Origin of the sequence: Saccharothrix sp. CCNWYY140 (genome assembly GCF_037401995.1) — a bacterium.
Taxonomy (GTDB): Bacteria; Actinomycetota; Actinomycetes; order Mycobacteriales; family Pseudonocardiaceae; genus Actinosynnema.
Genome location: NZ_JBBEGC010000105.1, coordinates 1 through 26,462 on the forward strand (window position 1 = coordinate 1; position 26,462 = coordinate 26,462).

At 71.3% G+C, this 26,462-nt stretch carries 13 protein-coding genes and 1 pseudogene; 5 read left to right on the plus strand and 9 right to left on the minus strand.

Annotated features, from left to right (window positions below):
* From fbiC to yhjD, 4 genes and pseudogenes are all read left to right on the plus strand, one after another.
* Nucleotides 1-477, plus strand: a pseudogene (gene fbiC / locus WBN91_RS30905) (7,8-didemethyl-8-hydroxy-5-deazariboflavin synthase); the annotation flags it as partial.
* Nucleotides 478-637: 160 nt separating this feature from the next.
* Entirely contained in the window at nucleotides 638-958 is a 321-nt protein-coding gene (locus WBN91_RS30910; RefSeq protein ID WP_337727774.1) for a hypothetical protein, read from the plus strand.
* 463 nt (nucleotides 959-1,421) lie between these two features.
* Nucleotides 1,422-2,459, plus strand: coding sequence for a tryptophan--tRNA ligase (gene trpS / locus WBN91_RS30915; protein WP_337727773.1), 1,038 nt, complete (start codon nucleotides 1,422-1,424; stop codon nucleotides 2,457-2,459).
* 27 nt (nucleotides 2,460-2,486) lie between these two features.
* Nucleotides 2,487-3,485, plus strand: coding sequence for an inner membrane protein YhjD (yhjD, locus tag WBN91_RS30920; RefSeq protein WP_337727772.1), 999 nt, complete (start codon nucleotides 2,487-2,489; stop codon nucleotides 3,483-3,485).
* A gap of 35 nt (nucleotides 3,486-3,520) precedes the next feature.
* Here the strand turns inward: yhjD and WBN91_RS30925 are convergent, their stop codons facing one another.
* Nucleotides 3,521-3,868, minus strand: coding sequence for a hypothetical protein (locus tag WBN91_RS30925; RefSeq protein WP_337727771.1), 348 nt, complete (start codon nucleotides 3,866-3,868; stop codon nucleotides 3,521-3,523).
* Nucleotides 3,869-3,894: 26 nt separating this feature from the next.
* On the minus strand, nucleotides 3,895-4,128 hold the full coding sequence (locus tag WBN91_RS30930) for an SCO4848 family membrane protein (protein WP_337727770.1): 234 nt from the start codon (nucleotides 4,126-4,128) through the stop codon (nucleotides 3,895-3,897).
* A 60-nt stretch (nucleotides 4,129-4,188) separates the two neighbouring features.
* On the opposite strand from WBN91_RS30930, the gene WBN91_RS30935 reads away from it, so the two are divergent.
* Nucleotides 4,189-5,472 carry a D-alanyl-D-alanine carboxypeptidase family protein gene (locus WBN91_RS30935; RefSeq protein ID WP_337727769.1) on the plus strand — a complete coding sequence of 428 codons (1,284 nt, stop codon included), beginning with the start codon at nucleotides 4,189-4,191 and terminating at the stop codon, nucleotides 5,470-5,472.
* A 60-nt stretch (nucleotides 5,473-5,532) separates the two neighbouring features.
* Here WBN91_RS30935 and WBN91_RS30940 read toward each other — a convergent pair whose 3' ends face one another.
* The 7 genes from WBN91_RS30940 to WBN91_RS30970 form a co-directional block, all read right to left on the minus strand.
* Nucleotides 5,533-6,315 carry a succinate dehydrogenase iron-sulfur subunit gene (locus tag WBN91_RS30940; RefSeq protein ID WP_337727768.1) on the minus strand — a complete coding sequence of 261 codons (783 nt, stop codon included), beginning with the start codon at nucleotides 6,313-6,315 and terminating at the stop codon, nucleotides 5,533-5,535.
* Nucleotides 6,315-8,066 (minus strand): succinate dehydrogenase flavoprotein subunit, encoded by a 1,752-nt coding sequence (gene sdhA, locus WBN91_RS30945; protein ID WP_337727767.1) that lies wholly within the window; start codon nucleotides 8,064-8,066, stop codon nucleotides 6,315-6,317. Before sdhA ends, WBN91_RS30940 begins: the two co-directional genes overlap by 1 nt.
* A gap of 23 nt (nucleotides 8,067-8,089) precedes the next feature.
* Nucleotides 8,090-8,500 (minus strand): succinate dehydrogenase hydrophobic membrane anchor subunit, encoded by a 411-nt coding sequence (locus WBN91_RS30950; RefSeq protein WP_337727766.1) that lies wholly within the window; start codon nucleotides 8,498-8,500, stop codon nucleotides 8,090-8,092.
* Nucleotide 8,501: 1 nt separating this feature from the next.
* Entirely contained in the window at nucleotides 8,502-8,924 is a 423-nt protein-coding gene (sdhC, locus tag WBN91_RS30955; protein ID WP_337727765.1) for a succinate dehydrogenase, cytochrome b556 subunit, read from the minus strand.
* 250 nt (nucleotides 8,925-9,174) lie between these two features.
* Nucleotides 9,175-23,880, minus strand: coding sequence for a glycosyltransferase (locus WBN91_RS30960; RefSeq protein ID WP_337727764.1), 14,706 nt, complete (start codon nucleotides 23,878-23,880; stop codon nucleotides 9,175-9,177).
* A gap of 153 nt (nucleotides 23,881-24,033) precedes the next feature.
* Nucleotides 24,034-25,704 carry a hypothetical protein gene (locus WBN91_RS30965; protein WP_337727763.1) on the minus strand — a complete coding sequence of 557 codons (1,671 nt, stop codon included), beginning with the start codon at nucleotides 25,702-25,704 and terminating at the stop codon, nucleotides 24,034-24,036.
* Nucleotides 25,705-25,721: 17 nt separating this feature from the next.
* Complete coding sequence (locus tag WBN91_RS30970) at nucleotides 25,722-26,222, minus strand: YbaB/EbfC family nucleoid-associated protein (RefSeq protein ID WP_337727762.1); 501 nt, start codon at nucleotides 26,220-26,222, stop codon at nucleotides 25,722-25,724.
* Nucleotides 26,223-26,462 lie beyond the last annotated feature (240 nt).

Genomic DNA, 26,462 nt, shown 5'->3' on the forward strand with positions numbered 1-26,462 from the left:
GGGATCCGGTCGTCCTCGACGATGATGTACGGCCACGTCGACCACCCCGGCCACTGGCTGGGCCACCTGCGCACCCTGGCGGCCCTGCAAGACCGCACCGGCGGCTTGACGGAGTTCGTGGGGCTGCCGTTCGTGCACCGCAACGCGCCGATCTACCTGGCGGGTGTGGCGCGGCCGGGTCCGACCCGACGGGACAACCGGGCGGTGCACGCCTTCGCCCGGCTGGCGTTGCACGGGCGGATCGACAACATCCAGTGCTCGTGGGTCAAGCTCGGCGACGAGGGCACCGCGGAGGTGCTGCGCGGGGGTGCCAACGACCTGGGCGGGACGCTGATGGAAGAGACGATCAGCCGCATGGCCGGCTCCGAACACGGGTCGTCACGTACCGTCGAACAGCTGCACGCCACTGCGGCATTGGCAGGACGCCCGGCACGGCAGCGCACTACGACATATGGCCGAGTAGAGGGCGTGAGGTAACCCCCAGGGGCGAGCGGGTGATCGCGGCTGGCTAGTCTGCCGTCCGGTCGCGTTTTACCCGAACTCAACACGCGGAGCACCACAGCTTCGATAGGTTCGCGGCCGTCCGTCAACAAGGTTCACCCGCACGTGGGGTGACGCGTTGCGAGGAGGCTCGGCAGTGCGCGGTCGCTGTGCAGCACTGGGTCTGGTCGTGGGCACGGTGTCGACGCTGGTCACCACGGGTGTGGCGACGGCGGGGACGACCGCGGTCGCGGCGGCCCCGGTGTCGTTGAACGCGCCCGTCGGTATCGCCGCGGTGGCGTTCGGCGTGGTCGGCCTGGTGACGGGCCTGGTCCGCCGCCGGCGGGCAGCGGTGCAACGCGCCGAGACGGGGCCGAACGCCCTGGTGGAGCCCATCCAGCCCCTGGACCCGCCGGTGACCCTGCCGACGACCACCCTCCCCACGCCCACCCCGGCCCTGGACGCGGCCAAGAGCTGACCCCGGCGACGACCCCGGTCTCGACCCGGCGGCGACGTCCGGTTTCGACCCGCTGGCGACGCTCGGTCTTGACTCGGCGACGCCCGGTTTTGTCGGTCCCGCGTGAGATGATCGACTCGGGGGCCGGAGGCCACGCCACGCGCAAGCCGCCCCGCCCGCCACACCTCGGCCGCCGCCTGCCCGCTCGCCGCCCTGCCCGCCGCTGGCTGCCCGCCGCCGGTTGCCCGCCGCCAGTTGCCGCCGCGCACCTCCCCGCCGCCGGCCGCCCTGCCCACCGCTTGCCGCGCGCCTGCCCGCCGTGGGCCGCCCCGCCCGCCGCTGGCCGCCACTGCGCGCCTGCCCGCCGCCTGCCGCGTGCGTGGTCGTGAGGGGTGCTTGGCGGGGTTGAGCCGTCCGGAGCAGTGTTCTGGGTGGGGGCCTGCCCGCTTCCCTGGCTCCGGGACGCGCCTGGGAGAATCGCGCCGTGTCTGCTGCGAACACCGCTGAGAGCCAGGCCACTCCGGTGAGCCGCCCCCGCGTCCTGTCCGGCATCCAGCCGACGGCCGGGTCGTTCCACCTCGGCAACTACCTCGGCGCGATCCGCCAGTGGGTGGCGCTCCAGGAGACGCACGACGCCTTCTACTGCGTGGTCGACCTGCACGCCATCACCGTCGAGCAGGACCCCAAGGTGCTCCGGCAGAACACGCGCACCTCCGCCGCGCAGCTGCTGGCCCTCGGCATCGACCCCGACACGGCCACGCTCTTCGTCCAGAGCCACGTCCCCGAGCACGCGCAGCTCGGCTGGGTCCTCCAGTGCCTCACCGGGTTCGGCGAGGCCAGCCGGATGACGCAGTTCAAGGACAAGTCCGCCCGCCAGGAGACCCAGGTCGGCGTCGGCCTGTTCACCTACCCGATCCTCCAGGCCGCGGACATCCTGCTCTACAACGCCCACCACGTCCCGGTCGGCGAGGACCAGCGCCAGCACCTCGAACTGACCCGCGACCTCGCCCAGCGGTTCAACACCCGCTACGGCAAGACGTTCCGGCTGCCCGAGGCGTACATCGTCAAGGACACCGCCAAGATCTACGACCTCCAGGACCCGACCGCCAAGATGAGCAAGTCCGTCCCCACGGGCGTGGTCGAGCTGTTGGAGGACGTCAAGCGGTCCGCGAAGAAGATCCGGTCCGCCGTCACCGACACCGGGCGGGATATCGTATATGACCCGGAGAACAAGGCCGGGGTCAGCAATCTGCTGGTCATCTACTCCGCCTTGTCGGGGCGGACGGTGGACGAGCTGGTCGCGGATTACGTCGGCAAGGGGTACGGGGACCTGAAGAAGGACCTCGGCGAGGTGTTCACCGAGTTCGTGACGCCTGTGCAGGAGCGGGTGAAGGGTTACCTGTCCGATCCGGCCGAGTTGGACAAGGTTCTCGCCAAGGGGGCGGAACGGGCGCGTGAAGTGGCCTCGAAGACGTTGGCGCGGGCGTACGACAAGGTGGGATTCCTGCCGAGTGGCGCGTGATCAGCGCAAGCCCTAGCGTTTCGTAGTGTGGCGGAAGAGTCCAAGCTCGACAGGCTGCGCCGCGAGCGCCCGTGGCTCGATCACCTGGTCCGCGCGGGCGAGCGCTACTCCAAGCAGTACGGCGCGCACTACGCCGCCGCGGTGACCTACTTCAGCGTGCTGTCGCTGGTCCCGATGCTCATGATCGGGTTCGCGATCGCCGGTTTCGTGCTGTCCTCGCAGCCCGAGCTGCTGGACGAGCTGAAGGGCAGCATCGCCGAGAACGTCCCGGGCGCGCTGGGCACCACCATCAACGAGGTCGTCAACCAGGCGATCGACTCCAAGGGCACGGTCGGTGTGTTCGGCCTGCTCGGCGCGGCCTACTCCGGGCTCGGCTGGATGAGCAACCTCCGCGACGCCCTCACCGCCCAGTGGGGGCACGCCAAGGAGGACCTGCCGTTCCTCAAGACCGCCCTGAAGGACCTGGTGGCGCTGCTCAGCCTCGGCGTCGCGCTGGTGGTGTCGTTCGGCCTCACCGCCCTGGGCAGCGGGTTCGCGCAGCTGGTGCTGGAGTTCATCGGCCTGGACGGCGTGTGGTGGGCCGAGGCGCTGCTGAAGGTCGGCACGATCGTGCTCGCGCTGGCCGCGAACTGGCTCGTGTTCCTCTGGGTGCTGGCGAAGCTGCCGCGCAAGCCGGTCGGCTGGCGCAGCGCGCTCAAGGGGGCCGCCGCGGCGGCGATCGGGTTCGAGGTGCTCAAGCAGGTCGGGACGATCTACCTGACCACCGTCACGTCCTCGCCCGCCGGTGTCGCGTTCGGCCCGATCATCGGTGTGCTGGTGTTCGCGAACCTGGTGGCGCAGTTCCTGCTGTTCATCACGGCGTGGACCGCGACCGCCCGGGAGAACCTGCTCAAGGACCTGCCCCAGCCGCCGCCGCCCGCGGTCATCCGGCCCGTGGTGGAGGTCACGAAGACCCCCAGCGCCCGCGCCGCCGCCGGACTGGTCGGCGCGGGGCTGGTGGCGGGCCTCCTACTGCGCAGGCGCTGAGCCAACGCACGAGCTGACCCACCGCACAAGCTGGGTCACTGCCAGAAGACGGCGAGTGCGACGTTCACCACGACGAGGCCGACGAGGGTCTGGGGCAGCCACGACGGCGCCTTCGGCTTGTTCAGGTTCGCCGCCGCCAAACCGCCGATCACGACCAGGACCAGCAGCTTGATGCCCAGCTTGATGTGGTTGTACTCCTGGTCGGTCAGCGGGGCGAGCGCGTAGAGCGCCACGCCGGTGACCAGCTGGAGCCCGACACCGTGCAGCCAGCCCTTGTTCAGCGGCGCGTCCTTGCCCGCCCGGTTCTGGACGAAGAACATCGCCACGAGCATCGCCATGCCCAGCAGGTGCAGGAACACCAGCAACAAGCGCACGAACTCCACGGTGGAGCCTCCAGGTGTGTGGTGGGTTACTTGCGAAGCGTGCGCAAGGCCCGCAGCCCGCGCACGCCCAGCACGCCGATGATCGTGCCGAACGTGAGCGACGCGACGATGAGCACCAGGTGCACGGTGAAGAACGCGGTCGGGCCGCTGTCCCACGAACGGGGGTCCTTCCAGATGGCGCGCAGGAAGTTCGGCCAGATCAGCCACGACCACACCCCGAAGGCCACCAGGAACAGCGACATGCCGCGGGAGAGCTTCACGGATGCAGTATCGGACGTGGCGGGTGCACGTCACTCAACCGGGGTGGATAGCCTGGGCGGGTGCGTTCCCCCGCGTCACGACGGCCTGTAGCCACGGCCCTGGCTGCCTGCACGCTGTTGGCCACCGCTGTGTTCGGTGCCTCGGCGGCCCAGGCCCAGCCCGCCCCGTGCGACAACCGGGTGTCACCGCCGCCTGCGGTGGACACGTCCGAACAGGTGCCCCCGGGCACCCAACCGCCGCGCCCGCTGGAGGTGCCGGAGAACCCGGTCGGCGGCGAGCGGCTGGGCGAGTGCGGCCTCGTGCTGCCCGCGAACGCCCAGAAGCTCCCGGACGACATCAGCGCCCGCACGTGGCTGGTGGCCGACATGGACACCGGCGCCGTGCTGGCCGGCTACGACCCGCACGGCCGCCAACGGCCCGCGTCGGTCATCAAGGTGCTGCTGGCGATGGTGGTGGCCAAGGAGCTGTCCCCGGACGCCACGGTCGCCGCCACCCAGGAGGACGCCGACCAGGAGTGCACGTGCATCGGCCTGCGGGTCGGCGCCGAGTACACGGTCGAGCAGCTCTTGCAGTCCCTGGTGATGGCCTCGGGCAACGACGTGGCCCACGCGCTGGCGCGGCGGCTGGGCGGCCTGCCCAGCGCCATCCGCAAGATGAACGCGCTGGCGGCCGAGCTGGGCGCGCTGGACACGCGTGCGGTCACGCCGTCCGGCCTGGACGCGCCGGGCACGAGCACGTCGGCCTACGACGTGGCGCTGATCTTCCGCGCGGCGATGAAGTACCCGGACTTCGCCAAGGCCGTGGTCTTGCAGAAGATCGACTTCCCGGCGAAGACCGGCGAGGGCACCGTCCCGGTCTACAACGACAACAAGCTGCTCACGACGTACGAGGGTGCGCTGGGCGGCAAGTCGGGCTTCACCGACGACGCCCAGCACACCTACGTTGGCGCGGCGGAGCGTGATGGCCGGCGGCTGGTGGTCGTGTTGCTGCGGGGGCAGCAGCAGCCGGTGCGGATGACCGACCAGGCGGCGCGGCTGCTGGACTGGGGCTTCGAACTGCCGAAGGACGCCTCCGTGGGCCGCCTGGTGGACGGGGCGCCGCAGGCGAAGAAGAAGACCACCGAGCCCAAGCCGACGCCGACGAGCGCCGCGGTGGGCCAGGTCGCCGAAACGCGCCAGACGCAGGACGCGGCGATGGACAAGGCGTTCGGGACCGTGGGTCTGCCGGTCACCGCCGTCGCCGGCCTGGGCCTGGTCGCCGCGTTCCTCCTGTTCCTGCGCAACAAGCGGGCCAAGGCCGCCAGGGCGGCCCGTGCGGCTGCTCAGGCCGCCCAGAACCGCTGACAACAAGCAAAGGAGGGCGGGACCACCGGTGAGTGGTCCCGCCCTCCTCGTGCAGCGAGGTCAGACGCGCTTGAACAGCAGCGCGCGCTTCACTTCCTGGATGGCCTTCGTCACCTGGATGCCGCGGGGGCACGCGTCGGTGCAGTTGAACGTCGTCCGGCAACGCCACACGCCGTCGATGTCGTTCAGGATGTCCAGGCGCTCCTCGGCCCCCTCGTCACGGGAGTCGAAGATGAACCGGTGCGCGTTGACGATGGCCGCCGGGCCGAAGTACGAGCCCTCGGTCCAGTACACCGGGCACGACGTGGTGCAGCAGGCGCAGAGGATGCACTTCGTCGTGTCGTCGAAGCGCTCGCGGTCGGCCACCGACTGGATGCGCTCGCGCGTCGGCTCGTTGCCGTAGGTGATCAGGTACGGCTTGACCGCCTTGAACGCCTCGAAGAACGGCTCCATGTCGACCAGCAGGTCCTTGTTCACCGGCAGGCCCTTGATGGGCTCGATGGTGATCGTGGTCTGCTTGCCCTTGGGGGCCAACAGGTCCTTCAGGAGCACCTTGCAGGCCAAGCGGTTGACGCCGTTGATGCGCATGGCGTCGGAGCCGCAGATGCCGTGCGCGCACGAGCGGCGGAACGTCAAGGTGCCGTCGAGGTACCACTTGACGTAGTGCAGCAGGTTCAGCACGCGGTCGGACGGCAGGGCCGGGATCTCGAAGGAGTCCCAGCGCGGCTCGTCGTCGACCTCCGGGTTGAACCGGCGGATCTTCAGCGTGACGGTGATGGCGCCGTCCGGCACCGGGGGCTGCGCGCCGCGGGAGCCGGTGGACACTTCAGCGGTAGCGGTCATCAGTACTTGCGCTCCATCGGCTGGTACCGGGTGAACGTCACGGGCTTGTAGTCCAGGCGGATGTCCGCCGACAGGCCGTCGCCCTGCTTGTAGTACATGCTGTGGCGCATGAAGTTCGTGTCGTCGCGGTTCGGGTAGTCCTCGCGGGCGTGGCCGCCGCGGGACTCCTTGCGCGCCAGCGCGCCGACCACCAGGACCTCGGCCAGCTCCAGCAGGAAGCCGAGCTCGACGGCCTCCAGCAGGTCGGTGTTGAACCGCTTGCCCTTGTCCTGCACGGTGATCCGCTGGTACCGCTCCTTGAGCGCCTGCACGTCGTGCAGCGCGGTCTTGAGCGTGTCCTCGGTGCGGTACACCGACGCGTTCTTGTCCATCGTGGCCTGGAGCTCGGTGCGGATGTCCGCGACCCGCTCGTGGCCGTGCTCGGACAGGACCAGCGCCACCTGCTCCTCGACCACCTTGGCCGGGTTCTCCGGCAGCTCCACGTGCTCGTGGCTGTTGGCGTACTCGGCGGCGGCGATGCCCGCGCGACGGCCGAAGACGTTGATGTCCAACAGGGAGTTGGTGCCCAGGCGGTTCGCGCCGTGCACCGAGACGCACGCGCACTCGCCCGCCGCGTACAGGCCGGGGACGATGTGGTCGTTGTCCCGCAGCACTTCACCGTGCACGTTGGTGGGGATGCCACCCATCGCGTAGTGCGCGGTCGGGTACACCGGCACCGGCTCCTTCACCGGGTCGACCGCGAGGTACGTGCGGGCGAACTCGGTGATGTCCGGCAGCTTGGTCTCCAGGACCTCGGCGCCCAGGTGCGTGCAGTCCAGCAGCACGTAGTCCTTGTTCGGGCCGGCGCCGCGACCCTCGATGACCTCCAGGGCCATCGACCGGGCGACGATGTCGCGCGGCGCGAGGTCCTTGATGGTCGGGGCGTAGCGCTCCATGAACCGCTCGCCGGACGCGTTGCGCAGGATCGCGCCCTCGCCGCGCGCGCCCTCGGTGAGCAGGATGCCCAGGCCCGCCAGACCGGTCGGGTGGAACTGGTAGAACTCCATGTCCTCCAGGGGCAGGCCCTTGCGGAAGACGATGCCCATGCCGTCGCCGGTCAGCGTGTGGGCGTTGGACGTGGTCTTGAAGACCTTGCCGAAACCGCCGGTGGCGAACACGACCGACTTGGCGTGGAAGACGTGGATCTCGCCGGTCGCGAGCTCGTAGGCCACCGCGCCGGTGCAGACCGGGCCGTCCTCGGTCTCGGTCAGGCAGATGTCGAGCACGTAGAACTCGTTGAAGAACTCGATGCCGTGCTTGACGCAGTTCTGGTACAGCGTCTGGAGGATCATGTGGCCGGTGCGGTCGGCCGCGTAGCAGGCCCGGCGCACGGCCGCTTCACCGTGGTTGCGGGTGTGGCCGCCGAACCGCCGCTGGTCGATCTTGCCCTCGGGCGTGCGGTTGAACGGCAGGCCCATCTTCTCCAGGTCGAGGACCGCGTCGATGGCCTCCTTCGCCATGATCTCGGCGGCGTCCTGGTCGACCAGGTAGTCGCCGCCCTTGATCGTGTCGAAGGTGTGCCACTCCCAGTTGTCCTCCTCCACGTTCGCCAGCGCGGCGCACATGCCGCCCTGCGCGGCGCCCGTGTGGGAGCGGGTGGGGTAGAGCTTGGTGAGGACCGCCGTGCGGGCGCGCTGACCGGACTCGATCGCGGCGCGCATCCCGGCGCCGCCGGCGCCGATGATCACGACGTCGTACTTGTGGAACTGCATGTCGTGGTACTCCCCGCGGCGGGTCAGTCGGTGATGTTCGGGTCGAAGGTGAAGATCACGTACGTGCCGAGGCTGATGATCAGCACCATCGAGACGTACAGCAGCACCTTGAGCCAGAACCGGGTGGCGTCCTTGCGGGCGTAGTCGTTGATGACCGTGCGCAGGCCGTTGCCGCCGTGGATCTGCGCCAGCCACAGCATCGCCAGGTCCCAGAACTGCCAGAACGGCGAGGCCCAGCGGCCGGCGACGAAGCCGAAGTTGATGCGGTGCACACCGCCGTCGAGGACGTTCATGATGAACAGGTGGCCCAGCACCAGCACCACGAGCGCCACGCCCGAGATGCGCATGAACAGCCAGCTGTACAGCTCGCCGTTGCTGCGGCGGGCGGCGGGGCGACGCGGGGTGCGCGGCTTGGCCAGGGTCGACTCGCTCATCTCAGTGACCCCCGAACAGGTCGGACACCGTGCGGACCAGCATGAAGTAGGTGCCCGGGATCATCACGAGCACCCAGAGGCCCAGGATCGCCCACAGCATCTGGCGCTGGTAGCGGGGACCCTTCGCCCAGAAATCGACGAGCATCACGCGGATGCCGTTGAGCGCGTGGTAGAGCACCGCTCCGACGAGGCCGACCTCGAACAGGTTGACGATCGGGTTCTTGTAGGTCTCGATGACCTTGTCGTACGCGTCCGGCGACACGCGCACCAGCGCGGTGTCCAGGACGTGCGCGAACAGGAAGAAGAACGTCAACACACCGGTGATGCGGTGGGCGACCCAGGACCACATGCCCAGATCGCCACGGTAGAGCGTGCCGCCTCCTTTGGAGGTGCCCGACCGCTCGGTTGCGGTGGTGCCGGCCATGCGCAACGGCCTCCAGCGTCAGTGGTGGACTGGTCTCCCCGTACTGGGAGGGACCTTGACCCCCGGATGCTAGTCCCGTGCGCTTCCGGTGACCCAATGGCCGCCCGCCTCTGTGACTGACAGAACAGTGGTGAATGGCCGGGGCCTTCTGCACCGATTCATCTCACAGGTCAAAGGCCGTGGCTGTGCGGTTCGGATCACTCGGCGGAGTGATCCGAACCGCGTTCCTGAGACCTTTTCGAGACCTTATTCACGCCCGCCTTCGGTAAGTCGCGACTCCGTTCACCACGACGAGTTCGATTTCCACCGAGTGCGGCGCCGGACCGGTGAAGGGGTGCAGGACGATCGGCGCGCCACCCTGGTGGATGACGACGTTGGCGCCCAGTCGGGTGGCGATCAGCCGGCCGGTCAGGTCGCGCGCGTTGCCCGCCCGCGCGTTCTCCGCCGGGTCGCGGAACGACCAGTTCAGGTCCTCCACCACCGACCGGTACAGGTGGCCCCGGCGCATCGGGTGCGTGACGGTGAACTCCGCCACGGCCTGCGCCGCCTCGTCGCCGTTGGCCATCGCCACCACCTCCCGCCGCAGCACGGCCGGGTCCACGCCCGCCGCCTGGCCGAGCGTCGCGTACAGGCCGTCGGGGGTGGGCGGCGCCGCGGTCGGCAGGAGGTCGGTGGCGATGAACCGCAGGTGCCGCCGGGCCTCGCTGACGTGGTCGGAGGTGACCAGGCCGTGCGCCGACACGACCTTGTGCTCCGGCTGGATGCCCGCCGTGACGCCCTGGAACGGCGCGGGCACCGGCGTCGACACGGCCGGGTTGAGCGCGTTCTTCCGGGGAGCGCCCAGTTCGGTCCGGGTGCGGGTGGCGGGGGTCCACGTGCTGGAGGACTGGCCGGGCGGCGGCACCGGGAACGGCTCCGGGACGGTGCCGGCGGCGGCCTGCTCCCGCTGGTTCGCGAACCGGGTGCCCTGCTTGGCGGCCTTGTTCGCGACGAACCGCTCGGTCACGTTCGGCAGGGCGGTGTGCGACTGGGGCAGCCTGCCGTCCCGGACCTGCCCGTAAGCCAGGCGGGACAGGTCGGTGCCGGTCGCGCCCTCGACGAAGTCCGTGGCGAACGCCAAGCCGCGCACCGGGTGCCGGTTGTTCTGCGCGTCCACGTTCACCCGCTCCCGCACGTCGGCCGCGGGGTCGTGCGCGAGGTCCGGCGCGTGCACGGCCGCCAGTTCGGCCGCGTAGAACCGGTTGAGCGAGCGGCCCAGGCCGCCGAACTCCGCGCCGTCCGGGCCGAAGCGGACCGTGTCGTCCACCAGCGGCACGAGGGCGTCGACGAACAGGTTCGGCTCCGGCGTGTACGGCAGCAGCGGGTGGATGCCGGCCTGGTTGCGGCGGGCGTGCATGTCGGCCGCGATGTGCTGCTCGAACCGCGCCACGAAGTCCGGGTGGTTGACGGCGTCCACATAGGACTGCCGGGTGGCCGGGTCGAGGCGCTGGTCGGCGTCGATCCGGGCGAGCGTGTCCCGGACGAGTTGCTGCGGGTCGGTGACCCGGTAGCCGCCGCCGACCAGCAGCGGGCGCAGCGGTTCGGGGTTGTCGTCCACGTCCGTGGCGTCCATGAGGGTCGTCACGTGGCTGAAGACGTGGTCGCCGGACGGCGTGCGGCGGTCGCTCGCGTCGAAGTCCATCACCGACACGTACGGGTGAGTGCCGTTGGCCGCCAGCGCGTGGACCGCGAACCGGTGGGCGCCGCTGTCCAGGGTCCGGTTGCGGGTCTCGCCGAACGCGAAGCCCCGGTTGGGGTGGGGCAGGTTGACCAGGGCGATCGGTTCCTCCCGGCCCTGGACGGCGGCGTTCGCCCGCGCCAGGGCGGTGTCGACCTCCTGGCGGGTGGGCGCGTTGACGCCGAGCACGAACGCGACCCGGCCGCGCAGCTCGGGCGGGGTGCCCGCCATGACACCGGCGATGACGGTGTCGAGCTGGTCCAGCTCGCCGGCCCGGACGATCATGTTCACCACGAACGCCGGCGGCTCGTTGTTCTCGATGCTCTGCCGCGTGCTGTCGAGGTAGTCGCCGGGGGTGATGGGCTGGAGCGTGCGGCCCTGGGCGAGGTTCTCGAAAGCCCTGTTCTGGATGCCGCCCGGGTTGTCGAGGGTGACCGAGTCGTCCTCGGTCATCTCGACGTCCTCGTCCACATCGGACGGTTCGTCGCCGTCTCGCTCTTGGCGCTTGTGCGATTCGTGCGCCGGGACGTCGTCGATCTCCATCGCGTCCCGATCGCGCTTCATGGGCGCGTTCGGCGGCGGAGTGGTGTCGGACCACGGTGCGGCGGTCGGCGGGTTGAACGACTCCAGCGCCTTCATGCGGTTCTCGATCAGCCACGCGTTGCGCGGCTTGAGAGCGGTGTCGGTGGCGTCGATGCCCGCCGTCATGGGCGCGTTGTCCGCGACGACCCGGCCCTTGCCGTCCTGGTGCTGGAAGACCGGCTTCACCGCGTCGGTCTCCAGGTACTCGTCCTGGAGGCCGAGGAAGTGGCCGACCTCGTGCGCCAGGCGGCGGGGGTCGGTGTCGACCGGCCAGCGCAGCTGGTCGGGGCGGCCCTCCGGGTCGGTGAGGGCGACCGTGGCGTGGGCGTCGGCCGGGTTGTCGGTGAACTCGACGGTGACGTGCAGCTGGGCGCCGCCGGGCAGGCGGTTGCCCCGGTTGAACAGCTCTTCGACGCCCGCGCGGGTGCGGTCCCGGACGGCCGCCGCCTGGTCGGGGTGGCCGTCGAGGTGGAGCTTGACGGTGAGGTCGTGGACCTCGACGCCGTCGATCGTCATGGTGCGGACGTCGTAGGCGATGGGGCCGCGCCACGGGTTGAGGGTGACGCCTTCGGGGGTGATCGCCGAGTTGGCCATGATCCCGCCGTCCTCGCCGCGGACCGTCGAGGTGACCGGCGCGGTGGCGCGGGCCTGCTCGATGGTGTTGTTCGGGACGGGGGTGGTGGGGGTGAACCACTCGGCGTCGGTGGCGGTGCTGTGCCGCCAGGACGGGTCGTCCAGGACCGAGCGTGCCGGCGCCGGCGAGGTGATCACCGTGTCGGTGACCTTCTGGCCGACCGGCGCGGCCGGTGGGACATGGCCTTCCGGGCGCTTGAGGTCCCAGTCGACCTTGACGTCCACGCCGTCGGCGCGGCCCGGGGTGACCTTGGCGTCGATGCCGTGGGCGGCCAGGGCCTGGGCCACGGTGTCGGCGTTGGCTCCGGAGACCTCGACCGACGGCGGCAGGTAGCCGAGGTGGTCGCGCTGGGCTTTGGCCTCGGTGAGCTGGGTGGCGAGGTCGTCGAGCTGGGAGCGCTGGGTGTCGGAGAGGTCGTCGGTGAAGTCGAACGACCGCTCCGGGGTCGGGCCGGTGGGGGCGGAGCGCGGGGTCACCGGCAGCGGCTCGGCCAGCGGCTGCACCGGCACACCGCGCGGTGCAGGGGCAGGAGGTGCGGCGGGCGGGTTCTGCGAGGTCGAGGAGCTGGAGGCCGGGGTGCCGGCGGCCGAGTTGGGCGAGGTCGAGGAGCTGGAGGACGGGTTGGGCGGAACCGGGTTCGGTGAGGTCGAGGAGCCGGCGGGTGGGGTCGCGGGGTTGGCGGGCGCGGGCGGTGCGGTGGTGTTGTAGGCGGTGACCTGCTGGTCGACCGTCGACTTCGCCGCCCACCACTTCGCTTGCTCGGCGTCGGCCGCCGCGCGGCGCTCGGCCAGGGTGGTCTCCGCGTCGAGGATGGCCTGGTCCGCCTCCTGCTCGATGCGCCTGGCGTCCGCGACGGCCTGGTCGTACGCGGTCTGCGCGGCTTGGCGGTTCAGGTCGGTCTGCGTCGCCGCCTCGGCCACCGGCTTCAGGTCCAGCTCGGCTCGCACCAGGGCGGTCGTGGCGTCGGTGACCTGTGCGGTCGCGGCCAGTTCCGCCTTGCGGGCGTCCGCCAGGTCCTGGGCGGCCTTCGCGGCGTCCTGGGCGGCCGTCGCGTCCTGGGTGGCGAGGTCGGCCAGCGCCGCCGTGCGGCGGGCCACCCGCTCCTTGTCGAGCACGTCGGTCTGGCGGTCCCGCAGGGCGTCGTAGGCCTGCTGCTCGGCGAGCTGCGCGTCCGCCAGCGCCTGCTGCAACCGGGGCAGGTCCTGCACCGCCAGGTTGTGGGCATCGACCGCTTGGTCCAGGGCTTCGCGGGCGTCGGCCACGGCCTGCTGCGCCTCCGCCTTCGCGGCGGCGGACTCGGTGATCAGGTCCTGCGCCGCGTGCCGGGCCTCGTCCACCGCGACCTCGGCCTTGCGCCAGTCGGCGGCGGTGTCCTTGACGGCCGTCTGCGCCGCGCCCAGGTCGTCGCCGAACGGGCGGCCCAGCAGGGTCTCCACGTCGCTCGCGGGCATCCGGACGTCCGCCGAACCGGGCACGGTCAGGTCGTACACGCCGACCTTGCCGCCGCCCAGGTCCGCCACGAACCGGTACTCGACGTCGAACTCCACGAGCCCGGTCCGGCCCTGCGGCTTGAGGTTCTGCACTTTGTTGCCGGTCGGCCCGGAGGAGTCCGTCGTGGACGCCTCGCTCGCGTGCTTGCCCTCGATGCCGCCGGTGGAGAAGTTCGGCGTGTGCACCGGGTCCGGGTTGCCCTGGGCGTCCTTGGCGGACTGCGCGAACCCGCCGCTCGCGACCCCGATCGACACGTCACCGGTCTGCCCGGACTTCACGTCCGTGGACACCGCGTGCACGGTCGAGGTCGGGTTCTCCAGGTTCACCGAGTCGCTGAGCGACCCGAGCTTCGGGTTCACCAGCCGCGCGTACACCTTCAGGCCCGCGTGCTGCGCCGACCCGATCGTGGCCTCGTGCAGGCCGGGCACGTCCAGCGGCGCCTTGGTCATGCCGGGCAGGCTCGGCTGGAGGTGCTCGGAGCTGAGCGTGGACAGCAGGGCGTTGAGCGGTGCCGTGCCCTTGCCGGTGATCCCGCTGCCCGCGCCGGCCTTCTCCAGCGCCGCGATCGCGGCCCGGCGCACGTCCGCCGCACCCCGCATGCCCTCGACGGACGCGGTGCTCGGCAGCCCGACGCCCGTGCTCTGCCACGCCGTGATGCGGTCCGGCGCGGCCTCGGTCGCCAGCTGACCGCTCGCCTCGGCCCGGTAGCCGGGACGGGTCTCCGGGCCGGTCGGCGGCTGCACCCGCACGCTGTCCGCGTGCAGCCGCACGCCCAGGTTGGTCTCCGGGCTCACGGCGTTGCCGACGACCTTGCCGCCCTTCTCCACCACCAGTTCGAACCGGACCGGCACGTCGTAGCGGACCGCCGGCCCGCTGCCCGCGCGCAGGTGCCCGAACTGGTCGGTGGTGGAGTCGGTGGTGGTCTTGCTCTGCGCGAAGCCGACGTTCGCGCCGACCGCGACGCCGACGTTGCCGGACAGGTTCCCGGACGCGTCGGGCACCGCGCTGCCGGGCGCCTTCACGCCCAGGCCCCAGCTCGTGCCCTTGCCCTGCGCGTCGGCGCCCTTGCGGGTCCCGGACACCGTGTGCTCGATCTCGCGGCCGTCGTTGACCGCCTTGTCGAACACCGGCACACCCACGTGCGCCTTGAGCGTGACCTGGTAGCTGTCCTTGCCGATCACCGTGCCGGGCTTGTGCAGCAGCAGTGGCACGCCGCCGTCCAGCGCGCTGTCCACCAGCGCCTTCACGCTGGTCGGCGAGGTCAGGTCGACCAGGCGCTGGAGGTTGCCCATCGAGTCGTCCAGCACCGAGTCCGGGATGAGCTTGGTGCCCTTGTTGACCTCTGAAGCGAGGTTGCGGACCGTCGCCGACAGGTCGGGCGCCTTGTCCACCAGGCTCAGGCCCAGCGCGCCCGGCTCGTTCGGGCTGAGCCGCTTGGGCGGCTGCATGGTGCCGTGCTGCGCCGGTGCGGGCTGGTTGACGTCGGGCAGCAGGCCCATCTCGCGCGCGGTCTGCTCGCTGACCCGCACGAACACGCCACCCGGCATGACCACGGCCGCCGCCTTGGCCTGCGGCGTGCCCTTGCTCACCACGTTCTCGTTGCGGCTCTCGGTCGCGACGGTGAACGTGGCGTCCATCTGCACCAGCACGGTGCGCTCGGCGGGCGGCGTGACCAGGTTGCGGTCCACGGACCCGCCGACCTCGGTGGTCTTGGCGTCGGACTTCGACCACGGCGTCCACTTGCCCTGCGCGGTGAAGCCGCTCGCGCCCTTCGGGGACGCGCCGCTGGGCCGCGCGCCGAAGCCGACGGACGCGGTGGTGTCGACCGACTTGTTCTTGGTGGTGGTCTCGGCCGCCTTCGACCCGCCGGTGGTCGAGTTCTCGGTCGGCGTGATGTCGGAGACCGACACCAGCCGCGGCTTGCTCAGCTCCACCGACATGCCGATCGCGCCGGTCCGGTCGGCGACGCGCCGGTCGAAGCGCAGACCGGTCTCGGCGACCCCGGTCTCGGCCATCTTGCGCAGGTTGGCCTTGAGGTTCTCCGGGGAGAACAGCTTGTCGATCTGGTTGCGGGACTCGGTCCCGGGCACGGTCAGCGACTTGTCCTTGCCGCCCGAGGCCTCGTCGAGCAGCTTGATGGCGTTGTCCCGCAACGCCTCCGCGTTCGCCACCGCTTCGACGTGCAGCCAGTCCGGCTGCTTCGGCTTGGCGGTGGACGGGGTGAGCACCGAGGAGACGGTGGCGTTCGGCGGCAGCGGCACGGTGGTCGGGTCGCCGGGCTTGAACGCCTTCTGGTCGGTCTTGAGCGCCGACCCGTCCGACACCCACAGGTGCACCTTGCCGCCGAGGGCCGGGTTGTCCGCCGACGTGATGGTGGCGACCGTCTTCGGGGCGGGCACCTGGAGCTTCGGCGAGCCGATGGTGACCCGCTTGACCCACCCCTGGGTGCGGCTGAACTCGGTGATCTCGACGGTGAAGTCCACGCGGTGGGCGAAGACCTGCGCGTCCGCGCTGCCCACGTGCAGGGAGTTGCTGCCCACCGTGGGGCCGGCGGTGGTCTTCACGGCCGTGGACTGGTTGTACTTCGCGGCCAGCGTCGCGGTCGGCGACACGCTCGCGCCCGGCGGCTTGAGCGAGGCGCCGCCCCGGCCCTCGACGCCCGCGCTGAAGCCCTTCTGCGTGGCGGCGGCGCTGTCCAGCTTGGGCGCGGTGGACGAGGAGCCGCGGATGTTGCGCGCGTCCGCCTCGCCGAGGTGCGTGCCCTCGGCCAGCGTCGCGGTGATCTTGATGTTGACGAACTCGTTGTGCGCGGTGCCCTCGCGCTTGAACTGCACCTGCACGCCCGGTCCGAGCAGACTGTCCATCTTGGACTTCAGCGCGGTCGGGGACAGCTCGGCGTCCAGCTTGCGCTGGTTGGCCAGCTGCTGGGCCAGTTCGCTCGACTTGTGCGCGCCCTTGAGCCGGTCCGCTTCGACGTCCCAGTTCGGCAGCAGGCCCTTGAGCTCGGGCACGTTCCGCAGCGCTTGTTCCACGGTCGGCTGCACGCTGCTCGCCGGGGCGAACTCGCCGACGCGGATGTTGCCCGCCGCCAGACCCGTCGAGAGGTAGAGCGGCTCGAAGCGCGGCTTGCCGTCCTTGGTCGGCTTGGTGATCGAGTCCTGCGTGCCGTCCGGGGTGGGCAGGCCGTGCGCGGCGGCTTCGGGCAGGCCGATCCGGACGTAGGAGGTGACCGGGAAGGTGACGCTCTTGCCGTTGGACGTCTGGACCTCGACGTTCGTGACCACCTTGTACAGGCCGGTGTCGCCCTTGACCTGGATGCCGGTCTTGTTCGTCGTGGTGGTGCCGGTGTTGGCGGTGACGGACGTCTTCGCGCCGTAGCCGCCGGTGATCCCGGCCGTGCCGACGCCGACGCTGGGCGCGCCCACGCCGCCGCCGACCGCCGCGTTCACGTCCACGCCGCTGCTGATGGTCGAACTGGTGCCGGTGCCGGTCGTGGTGGCGTCGTGCAGGCGGAGTTGGGCCGCGTTGTGGGTGCCGACCAGTTCCGCGGACACCGGGTGCGCGGTCATCCGCACCGCACCCGTGTGACCACCGTTCGGGCTGGTCAGGTTGGGTGAGGTGACCCAGCCGCCGAGCATCGGGCCGAGGTTGTCGCGGATGTTCGTGCCGCTGAGGAAGTCCCGCAGCGCCGTGCGGCCGTCCGCTCCCGGCAGCGTGATCGACGGGTGCAGGGCGGTCGACAGGGCCTTGAAGGCGGCGTCGGCGTCGGCCGGGTTGACGTGCACGGCCTCGGGCGCGACGTGCTCGACCTTCGCGCCCCAGCCGTCGGCCGGCGTGACCTCGCCCGGGACGCCGGGGCCGAGGTGGCGCAGGTCGTCGGGGATCTGGAGGGACGCCTCGACCGGGCCGTCGCCGTCCGTGCGGACGCTCTGTTGACCCACGACCGTGCCCGTGACCGGGTCGGAAAGGGTGACCAGGACCGAGACCGGGACGTCGACCTGCGTGGACGTCTCGCCCGCGCGGATCACCCGGTTGTCGGTGGTGGACGTGCTCGTGGTGACGGTGGTGGCCGGGGTGGACAGCGGGGTGCTGACCGACAGCGCCCCGTACGCGCCCAGGCCCTGGCTGGCCGCCGCGCTGACGCCGACCGTGTTCGCCGTGGTCAGGTTGGTCGTGGTGGACGTGCTCGCGCCGCTGTTGACCTGCATGTCGACCTTGGTGGTCTGCGGCGGGGTGCTGGTCGGGTCGGCGGGCGGGTTGTGCAGGACGGCTTGGACCTTGGCGTCCAGCCAGGTGCCGCCGACCTTGACCTGGAAGGTCCGGCCGCCGTCCAGGAACGACTCGAAGTTGGTCTTCAGCTCGTGGCCGACGTGGTCGACGCCGAGCTGCTTGGCGTTGGGGCTCTGGGTGTCGAGGAGCGTGGTGAGCGCGCCGGTGACCTTGTCCACGCCGCGCACGTCGTTGGTCGCGATCGTGCCCAGGCCCTGGTTGGACTGGAAGAACTCGGGCAGCGGGCCGGGGAGCACGGTCGTCGGCACGGGCGGGGTGACCACGACCATCGGGATGGGCGCGGACGGCGGCGCGGGACGGGTCGTCGGCGCGCCCCGGTGGGTGGGCGGCGGTGGCGGGGGAGGCGGGGGTGTGCCGGTGTTGCCGCCCGGGTTGTTCGTCGGTGGCGGTGGCGGGGGCGGTGGTGGCGGCGGCGGTGTGCCGTTGTTGTTGCCGGAGTTGTTCGCCGGGGGCGGTGGCGGTGGCGGCGGGGGTGTGCCGTTGTTGTTGCTGGGGTTGTTCGGCGGCGGCGGGGGTGCGTTGTTGTCGGCGGGCGGCGGGTTCTGGGCGGTGGTGGTCGTGCCGAAGTACTCGCCGAGCATGGTGCGGAAGGTCTGGTTGGCGTCGAACGGCGCCCAGGTCCGGTTCGGCCGGTTCAGCTCGGCGGCGAGGCGGTCGACGTTGTCCTGGTAGCGGTTGCCGCCGTTGTTCGGGAACTCGTTGTACTGCGGCGTCTCGCCCAGGCGCTGGGCCAGCGCGTCGGTGATCCGGCGGGCGAGCATCTCGGTCATCGCCTCGTCCGGGTTGAGGTTGGCGCTGTAGACGCCGCCCTGCCCGTGCCGGTGCGCGAAGGTCTGGTCGCTGCCCACCGAGTGCGCGTGCATGAACTCGTGCACCAGCAGGTGCCGGATCGCGTCGGCGCGGCGTGCCGGGTCGTTGGTCAGGCCGTCGAGGTGACCGGTGTTGAGCAGGACGTGACCGGAGATCGCGCGCGCCGGGTTGGTGAGGGTGTTCTGGATGAGCTGGTTGCGCATGGCGGCGACGTCGCCGTTGCCGGCCTTGAGCTGGGCGACCGTGTCCAGCACGGCGTCCAGTTCGGCCACCGCGGTCGGGTCGCCCTGGTTGAGGCGGGCCAGGAAGTCCGCGCTCAGGATCCGCGCGCGGATCTGCCCCGGGTCGACGCCCTGCCCGGTGAGCTGCCCGACGGTCAGGTCGCCCGCACCCCGGTCGTCGGTGTTGAGGGCTTCGTCCAGCGCCTGCTGGACGGCGAAGTGCCGGGCGAAGGTCTGGGCGTCCATGCGCACGATCAGGTCCGGGTTCACCGCGGGCCGGGTCGTGATGCCGTACTCCTGCTGGAGCGTGTCGAACATGGCGTCGAAGCCGGCCTGGATCTGGCCGACGTCGACCTGCACGCCCGCGATGTCCAGCGGGTTGGACGGCAGGGTCTCCGGCAGGTGCGCGGAGACGCCGTTGGTCAGGGTGTCGTTCAGGCGCCCGGAGAACGTCTGCGGCGGGTTCGCCGGGCCGGCGTTCGGCTGCGGCGCCAGACCACCGGGGGGTGGGGGTGGCGGCGGACCGCCGACCGGTCCGGCGTTGCCGCCGGGTGGCGGGGGTGGCGGGGGCGCGCCCTGGTTGTTCGCCGCCGGGTTCTGGTTGCCGGGTGCTGGTGGCGGCGGTGGGGGCGGGGGTGGCGCGCCTTGGTTGTTGGCCGCCGTGTTGATGGGTGGCGGGGGCGGCGGCGGAGGTGGTGCGCCTTGGTTGTTGGCCGCCGTGTTGATGGGCGGCGGTGGCGGGGGCGGGGGTGGTGTGCCTTGGTTGTTGGCCGCGGTGTTGATGGGGGCCGTGGTGACGGGCGCGGGTGGTGGTGGCGGCGGGGGCGGCGGGATGGTCGGTCGGACGTCCTGGCGCGTGCCGTGGTCGGGCGGGCGCGGGGGCGGGGTCTGCTTGGCGCTGTCCGGGTTGTGCAGGGTGGCGTGGTCGGCGTCGGGGACCATCACCTGGCTGTTCGTGGTGCGCTCGATCAACCACAGGTGGCGCGGTTTGAGCGACGGGTCGGCGTTCACGCCCGCGCCCATCAGGCCGTTGTCCTGCACCACCAGGTTCGACTGGGTGTGCCCGGCGGGCAGCGGCTTGCCGTCGCTGTTGAAGATGCGGGCGTCGGGCCCGGCCGCGTCCTTGTACTCGTCGGGCAGGCCGAAGTAGTGCGCGACCTCGTGCGCCAGGACGTTCGACGAGGAGGACGTGCTCCAGTTGAGCTGGTCGGCGTTGGGCGCGTTGGTGACGTTGACGCTGGTGTGCGCCTGCGCCGGGTCGGTGACGAACTCGACCCGCGCGTGGAACTGGTCGCCGGAGGGCAGCCGGTAGCCCTGGTTGAGCAGGTTGTCCACGCCCTGGACGGTCCTGTTCCGCACGTCGTCCACAGTGGACGGTGACACGCCCTCGGCCGGGTTCAGGTGCACCTTCAGGGTGTACTCCTTGACCCAGACCCCGGGCGCGACCTCCATCCGGCGCACGTCGTGCTTGATCAGACCGGTGATCGAGTCGATGTTGCCCAGCGTGCTCGACCGCTGCACGTCGGCGACCTCGGTGTCCACCGTGCGCACGGGCGCCTTGTCCCGCACGGCGTCCCAGTCCGAGGCGGGACGCGGGTTGTCCGGGCCGAACCAGTCCGCCGTGCTCTCCGTGCTGTGCCGCCACGACTCGTCGTTGATGACGTCCCTGCTGTCGGTGCGGGGCGGCGGGGGCGGGGTGTCGACGGACCGGTCCTGCACGTCCGGACCGGGCGCAGGGCGGCTCGACGAGCCCTGGTTGTCCGAAGTGGACGGTTGGGCCGGGGTGTCGAGCTGGTCGCTGCTCAGGTCGGTGACCCACTGGAGGCCCGACCACTTGTCCTTGATCGCCGGGTCGAACAGGGCCTGGAAGTCCGTCGGCGTGACCAGCGGCTTGAGCGGGCTGCCCTCGTACGGTTGGAAGCCCAGGTCCGAGTTGTGCATGGTGTAGCGGCCCATGAGGCCCTCGGCCGGCTTCATCCAGTTGACCGGCGAGTCGTTGAGCACCGTCGGGCCGGAGATGTCGGACGCCAGGTTCTTCAGCTCGCTGTCGAAGCTGCCCGGCGGCATCTGGTTCTTCAGCGACGTGTACTTCTGCGGGATCGTGTCCGCGAACGCCCGGATGAAGTTCGAACTCGGCGGGGCGACGATGAAGTTGTTGTTCAGCGACCCCTTCTCGTACCGGGCCGCGGCGGCCTCGGCCACCTGGGCGTCGCTGATCGGGTCGTCCTTGCCCAGGCCCAGCTCGTCCCGCACGCTCTTCTCGTCGCGCAGGCGGGGTGCGAACAGCGGCACGTCGTCCTGGCGCATCTGCATGTTGCCGACGTTGTCCAGGGAGACTGTGCCGGGGGCGATGTCGACGTCCGCGTAGACGCCGCCGTTCTTGGACAGGACCGCGTAACGGGCGATGTCGGAGGCCAGGTTGTAGGCGCCGACCTGGTCGGACTTCTGGTAGATGTCGGCCAGCGTGGGCTTGCGGGTGTCCGCGCGGCTCTCGACGTCGAGCGAGAGGTCGTCGACCAGGGCACCGGTGTCGGTCCGGATCTCGATGCCGTTGTTCTTGAGCTGGTCGAGCGTCGCCGGGTCCCACTTGCCGGAGCGCGGGTCGGTCCAGAGGGTGACCTGCCACGGCGGGTTGGCGTTCCGGGCCTGCTCGGCCCAGGCGACCATGTTGTCCACCGCGCCGGGCTTGGGCGTGTTGCCGAACCAGACGAAGCTGACCTGCTTGGGCACGTCGACCGGCGGCACGCTCGGGGCGGTGTCCAGCTGCTGCTGGAAGTAGGCGGACAGTTCGGCGTGGTGCGGGCTGTCCTTCATCCGGTTGAGCAGGATGCGGGCGCGGACGGGCGCGCCTTCGTGCACGGCCTGCTGGATGTGCGCCTTGAGGTCGTCGACCGCCATGTCCCCGGGCCGTGCGGTCGGCCGCAGCACCGGCGCCATCGGGCTCGGTGTGGTGACCGTGGGGGTCGGGGGCGAGGTCGGGGTTGGCGGTGGGGGTGCTTGGAACAGGCGTCCGATGTCGCGGACGGCACCGAAGAACCGGCCCAGGCGGGCGCCGGGGGAGTTCTGCGGGCGGGGGGTGAACTGGAAGGGGCCGGGGTTGCCGGTGACCACGCCGGTGACGACCGTCGAGTTGACGGTGGGCGGGGCGGGGGTGATCGGGGTCGTCGTGGGCGGGGCCGGGCGGGTGCGGATCTCCGGGGCTTGGCGGGTGGTTGGGCTCGGGTTGGGGTTCGCGTTCGTGTTGGGGGCCGGGCTCGGCGGTGCGACTGCCGGGTTCGGGTTGGTGTTGACGCCCGGGTTGGGGCTCGGGTTCGGGTTGGGGTTGGCCGGTGGTGCGGCGGCCGGCGGCGCGGGCCGGGTGTTCGGGGCCGGCGGGGTGACCGCCGGGTTCGGGGTGACGGCCGGGTTCGGGGTGACGGCCGGGTTCGGGTTGGGGGCCGGGTTCGGGGTGGTGTTGACGCCCGGGGTGGGGGTCGGGTTCGGGGTGGAGGCGACCGGGGTCGGCTTGGGGGCCGGGGGTGGTGTGGAGGGGGAGGTGGGTGGCGCCTTGGTGATCGTGGCGTCCGGGGTGGGCGGCTTGGGCGCGTCGAACACGCCCTTGGTCGGGCCGCCGGTGAACTTGCTCGACCGGTCGGTGTTCGGCGAGGTCCCGCCCGGGGTGGCCGGTGGCATCGCGCCGGGGGTGACCGGGGACGTCGCCGGGTGGGCGCCCGGGACGGGGCCGGGGGTGGGCGCGGCGTTCGGCTTCGGTTGCGCGCCCGAGGGCGGCGTGGACTGGTTCGGCGGCGGTGTCGACTGGGTGGGCGGCGGGGTCGGCGTGGACTGGACGGGCGGCGGCTTCGGGCCGGCGTCCGACTTCCCGGACGGCGGGGCGGCGGGAGGTGTGGAGGACGACGAGGTCGGGGCCTTGTCGATGGTGCCGTTGCCGGTCGGGGGCTTGGGCGTGTCGAAGACGCCCTTGGTCGGGCCGCCGGTGAACTTGCTGGACCGGTCCGTGTTCCCGCCCGCCGCCGGGCCGCCGGGGGTCGCGCCCATCGGGGGCATGCCGCCGGCCATCGGTGGCGGGGTGCCGCCCTTGGGGGAGGGCGAGGGTGTGGTCGTGGCCGGCGGGGCCGCAGTCGGCATCGGGCCGGCCGCGGTCTTCGCACCGGGACCGAGGTTGCTGCCGGGCGGCGGGGTGCTGCCCGGGATCCCACCCGGAACGCCACCGGACGCCTTCGACCCACCGCCGGGAGTGCTACCGGGGACGCCGCCCGGGATGCCACCGGGGATGCCGCCAGGGATGCCGCCGGGCACCTTCGGCCCGCCACCAGGCACGTTCGGCCCGCCGCCAGGCACCTTCGGCCCGCCGCCAGGCACGTTCGGGCCGCCGCCGGGGACCTTGGGACCGCCGCCGGGCACGTTCGGACCGCCGCCGGGCACCTTGGGGCCGCCGGGAGTCGTGCCGCTCTTGGGAGTCGTGGCGGGCGGGATGCTCGTGGCCGGGAACGCACCGGTCGGCACCGGGCCACTCCCCTTGGGTCCGGTGATCGGCCCGACCGAAGGCCCACCGGATGTCTTCGGCCCACTGCCCGGGGTGGTGTTCGCACCACCCTTGGGACCGGTGATGGGGCCGACCGACGGTCCGCCCGTCGGCGTGGGACCACCGAGAGGACCGGTGCCGGCACCGCCCTTGGGTCCGGTGATCGGTGCGACCGAAGGCCCACCGGACGTCTTGGGCCCGCCACCCGGAGCGGCGTTCGCGCCCCCCTTCGGACCCGTGATCGGGCTGACCGACGGCCCGCCGGGCGGTGCCGCGCCGGGCACGCCAGGACCCGTGCCGCCCTTCACCCCGCCGAACGCGCTGACCTGCGGACCGGACGTCTTGGGCGACACCGGCGGCGCGGTGGTGGGTCCGCCCGGCGGCTTCTGCGCGCCCGAGTCCGGGTTGAACTTGTTGAACTCCTTCTGGCTGTTCAGGTCCGTGTTGACGTGCGTCTGGTAAGTCGCCTTCAACCCCGACTGCACGTTGCCGAACGTCGTCGCCGCCCGCTCCGCCTGCGTGACCGAGTTGTTGTTCGAGTTGTTCAACGCGGGCACGGCGAACAGGCCGATCGGGCCCAGCGACGTCGGGCCCAGCTGCAACCCGCGCAGCCCGCCGGTGATGGCGTTGAGCCTGGACTGGAAGTCCCCCGCCTTGGACTGGAGGCTGTCCATCGTGGAACCGCTCATGCCGAACCCCGACGACCCCGTCGGGCCACCCGCCGGCGGCGGTGGGGGCGCCGGCGAAGGGGAGGGTGACGGCGACGGTGACGGCGATGGCGACGGGCTGTTGCTGCCGCCGGTGTTCTTGGGCGCCATGAGCGGTTCTCTCCTGCGGAGGGGCTAGACCTGGACGGACGTCGAGCCGGTCTTGTCCCCGGTCGTCGTCGCGGTGCCGGAGTACTTGGCCTGGTACGAGTCGTACGCGGACTTCGCCGCCTCGCCGGACGTCTTCGCCTCGCCGGCGGCCTGCTCGACGGTCTTGCCCGCCTCCTGGGCCGCCTTGGACGCGCGTTCGGCCGCCGCGATGTCGGCGTCGCTGCCGGACGCGAACGCCTTCGCGTTGGCCTCGGCGGCTGCGGCGTTAGCGGCGGCGAAGTCGGCGTTGGCCTGCTCGTACTTGGCGTTCGCGGCCTTCGCGGCGTCGTTCTTCGCGGACATGTCGTTGGCCGCCGACTCCTGCGCCGGGTCCGCGGCCCCGCCCGGGTTGTTCTTCTTGAACTCCTCGTAGGCGGCCTTGGCGGCGTCGTCGGGCGCCTTGGTGGCGTCCAGCGCGTCCTTCGACTTGTTGGCCGCGTCGGACATGTCCCGGGCTTCCTTGGCCGCCACCTCGGCTGCCTTCGCCGCCTCGCCGCGCGCCGCGTCCGCCTCGGCCTTGGCCGCGTCGAACTTGGCCTTCGCCGCGTCGTAGGCGGCCTGGTCACCGGAGGCGGCGGCCTTGTTCACGGCGTCCGCCGCTTCCTGGGCCTTCTTGTTCGCCTCGGCGGCCTTGTCGGAGGCAGCACCGAGCTTGTCGCCCGCGGCCTTGGCCTCGTCGGCCTGCCGCTTCTCCTCGTCCTTGGCGGCCTGGTACTTCTCGTTGGCCTCCTTGGCCTTGTCGTTGGCCGCCTCGACCTTGTCCATCTCGTCGTCCTGCTTCTTGGCCTTGTCGATGTCCTTGTCGACGTCGTTGGCGGCCTTGTAGCTCTCCCAGGCGATCTCGGCGACGTCGGCGATGTTCTCGAACCGGTCCCAGCCCTTGCCGATCTTGGTGACCACGTCGTCGAGGTTCTTGATGCGCCCCATGTTCCGGGTCAGCGCGGCGATCAGCTTCGCGATGCGCGAGGCGATGTTCGTGGCCAGCGCGACCGCCTTGCCGACCGCGAACCCGATGAACGCGGCGATGGACGCGCCGAACGTCGGGATCGCGGCAGCGGCGGCGGCGATCGCGCCCGCCAGCAGCGAGCCCAGCAGCTGCGCGATCAGGTCCCGGACGATGTCGCGCAGCACCTGCACCAGCACACCGCAGATCGCGACGATCTTGGCCTTGGTCTCGACGGCGTTGGCGAGGTCGTCGAGCTCCTTGCCCATCGCGTCCATGCTGGCCTGGAACCGCTCGGAGGACTGGCCCGTCCAGCCGTCGAACGTCACCAGGCCCTGCTTGTGGTCCTCGGCGAGCACGCGGATCTCGGCGGCCTGCTTCTTGGTGGCCTCGACGTTGGCCTGGATGTCCTCGGGGTCGCCCATCAGCTGGTCGAGACCCTCTTTGAGGAACGAGACGTGCTCGATCAACCAACCGATACCCGCGCCGAGCAGCGACCCGAACGGGTCCATCGCGAACATGGCGACGGAGGAAGCCGCGCCGATCGCGTTGAACGTGATGTCCAGGACCCGCTCGGTCTCGGACTCGGCGTCCTTGCCGATCGAGTCGATCAGGCTGTCGAAGGCCTCGATGAACAACGAGCCCTTGAACTTGTTCTCCTCGGTGATCTCCATCCCGGGAGGCGAGGCGATGGGCTTGTCGGGGGCGGTCATGGCTTGGCCTTCCTAGGTCACCAGGGCTGGTTGTCGTCGTCTTCGTCGTCGTCCCGCGCCGCACGCCGCACGGGCCGCTGCTGCGCCACGACCGGCTGCGGCCGGTGCGGAACGCGCTGCGGCTCGGGTTCGGGTTCGGGCTCCGGCTCGAAGGCGTCCTCATCGACCTCTTCGGGCTCGTCGTGCGCCGCGATCGAGTCGAGGACGAACTGCATGGCCTCGGTGTCCGCCCCCAACGGCTCGAACGCCTCGACGACCTTGGCGGCAGCCACCTTCTGCGCGGACCGAGCCGTCTCCAGGATCACCGCCGTCAACCGAGCCGGCCCGAGGTCACAGGCCCGATGCCCCAACTCCAGGTTCAGCAACGAGCCATTGGGCCCGACGGTCACCGTGACCTGCCCGTCGTTGCTGGTGGCACGCCCATTGGCGGCGGCGAAGTTCTCCTGTAGCTCAGCGGACTTGCGTTGCAGGTCGGCGATCCGCGACTCGTAGTCGTCGAGCCAAGCGCGGGGGTCCAAGGCTGCCTCCTGGGGTGGATACCGGTGCAGCCTGAAGTCCACCGCCCACCGCCAACGCGCTCCCAACGCGCCACCAACGGGCACCAGACACGCTCACGATCGAGTCCCTTCCTCAGCCCGACCAGCACCCTTTTCCAACACACCCACACCCCTTGGTTCTTCAGCGCGCGCAGCGCGGTCTTCGCGCGCGGAGCGCGCGGTAGGTGTTACCTACAAGTGGAGGGCCTCGGTTCCCCCACC

Bases quoted from the DNA above. Each gene is read 5' to 3' on its own strand.
- WBN91_RS30940 (WP_337727768.1), bottom strand. From the start codon at position 6,315: ATGACCGCTACCGCTGAAGTGTCCACCGGCTCCCGCGGCGCGCAGCCC.
- sdhA (WP_337727767.1), bottom strand. From the start codon at position 8,066: ATGCAGTTCCACAAGTACGACGTCGTGATCATCGGCGCCGGCGGCGCC.
- WBN91_RS30950 (WP_337727766.1), bottom strand. From the start codon at position 8,500: ATGAGCGAGTCGACCCTGGCCAAGCCGCGCACCCCGCGTCGCCCCGCC.
- sdhC (WP_337727765.1), bottom strand. From the start codon at position 8,924: ATGGCCGGCACCACCGCAACCGAGCGGTCGGGCACCTCCAAAGGAGGC.
- WBN91_RS30960 (WP_337727764.1), bottom strand. From the start codon at position 23,880: ATGAGCGGTTCCACGATGGACAGCCTCCAGTCCAAGGCGGGGGACTTC.
- WBN91_RS30965 (WP_337727763.1), bottom strand. From the start codon at position 25,704: ATGACCGCCCCCGACAAGCCCATCGCCTCGCCTCCCGGGATGGAGATC.